The 1695-nt window shown below is 35.5% G+C and carries 2 protein-coding genes; both read left to right on the top strand.

All coding sequences use genetic code 11. The annotated features are described in order from the left end of the window. Nucleotides 1-794, top strand: a 794-nt coding sequence (locus QVO42_RS10415) for an LCP family protein (RefSeq protein WP_288164394.1), incomplete at its 5' end; no start/stop codon positions are given. An 86-nt stretch (nt 795-880) separates the two neighbouring features. Further along, on the top strand, nt 881-1695 hold an 815-nt coding region (gene glf, locus QVO42_RS10410; RefSeq protein ID WP_288164392.1), incomplete at its 3' end, for a UDP-galactopyranose mutase.

Genomic DNA, 1695 nt, shown 5'->3' with positions numbered 1-1695 from the left:
GTTCAGACGTTAACCTATTAGTGACTATTAATCCAAACAATGGTCAGATGTTAATGACAAGTATTCCTAGAGACTATTATGTAAAACTTGCAAACTGTGGTAAGAAAGATAAATTAACTCACTCTGCTTTATATGGTGGAACAGAAAACAGTATAAAGACTATTGAAGATTTCTTAGACATCAACATTGATTTCTATGCAAGAGTTGATTTCCAGTCAGTTATCCAGTTAGTTGATGCGTTAGGTGGTATTGATATTTATTCTGATAAGGCATTTATTCCTTATACAGACCATGGTATTAAGATTCCTAAGGGTAATGTACATATGAATGGACGTATGGCCCTTGCATTCGCAAGAGAACGTTATACATATCAGTCTGGTGACCAGCATAGAACTGAAAACCAGCAGGCAGTATTACAGGCTATTATCAAGAAAGCAGCATCTCCAAAGATCTTAACTAACTATAGTGAAATCTTAGATTCTATCAAAGATACATTTACTACTAATATGCCATCTTCAAGCATTAGAGCTTTAGTTAATAAGCAGTTAGATGACAACATTAAATGGGATTTCCAGAAATCATTCCTTAAGGGTGAAGGTGTGATGCAGACTGGTGGTTACTCAATGCCTAAGACTAGGTTGTGGTATAGTATCCCAGATGAAGACAGTATTGAATTAAATTCTAAATACATCAACGCTATGTGTGATGGTAAGAAGATTGATACTGAGAAGAAAATCTTTGATGTAGAAAAAGCTGAACAGGAAGCTAAAGAAGCAGAAAAGAAAACAAACTAATTTAGTGACGGGGGTTGTATGATATCGACCCTCGTTTTATTTTGGAGATTATGGTATTATTGAAGAGACGAAAGAAGGACATCAATATGAAATATGATTATCTAGTAGTAGGATCAGGTCTTTATGGCGCAATCTTTGCACATGAAGCCAATAAGAGAGGAAAGAAGGTTCTTGTCATTGATAAGAGACCTAATATTGCCGGAAACATCTATACAGAAGAAGTAGAAGGCATCAATGTACATAAGTATGGTGCACATATCTTCCATACAAATAATAAGGAAGTATTGCAGTATATTACTCAGTTTGCAGAGTTCAATAGATTTACTAACTCACCCGTTGCGAACTATAAGGGAGAACTTTATTCTCTTCCATTCAACATGTATACATTCAATAAGATGTGGGGAGTAGTGACTCCAGAAGAAGCAGCTGCCAAGATTGAAGAACAGAGACAGGAAATCAAGGGAGAACCAAAGAACCTTGAAGAACAGGCTATCTCATTAGTTGGTAGAGATATCTATGAAAAGCTCATTAAAGGCTATACAGAAAAACAATGGGGAAGACCATGTAATGAACTTCCATCATTCATCATCAAGAGATTACCAGTAAGACTTACTTTTGATAATAACTACTTCAATGCGTTATATCAGGGTATTCCAATGGGTGGATATACAAAGATGGTAGAAAACATGCTTGAAGGTATTGAAGTAAGATTGAATACAGATTATCTAGAAAACAAGGAAGAACTAGATAGCTTAGCAGATAAGGTTGTTTATACAGGACCTATCGATGCATACTTCAACTATAAGCTAGGAACACTAGAATACAGATCAGTTAGATTTGAAACAGAAGTATTAGATAAGCCAAATTTCCAGGGAAATGCGGCAGTAAACTATACAGATGC

Origin of the sequence: Catenibacterium sp. CAG:290 (genome assembly GCF_000437715.1) — a bacterium.
In the GTDB taxonomy this organism is placed as follows: domain Bacteria; phylum Bacillota_I; class Bacilli_A; order Erysipelotrichales; family Coprobacillaceae; genus Catenibacterium; species Catenibacterium mitsuoka_A.
The sequence above is the reverse complement of the archived record's forward strand: the minus strand, read 5'-3'. Positions and strand labels throughout refer to the sequence as shown.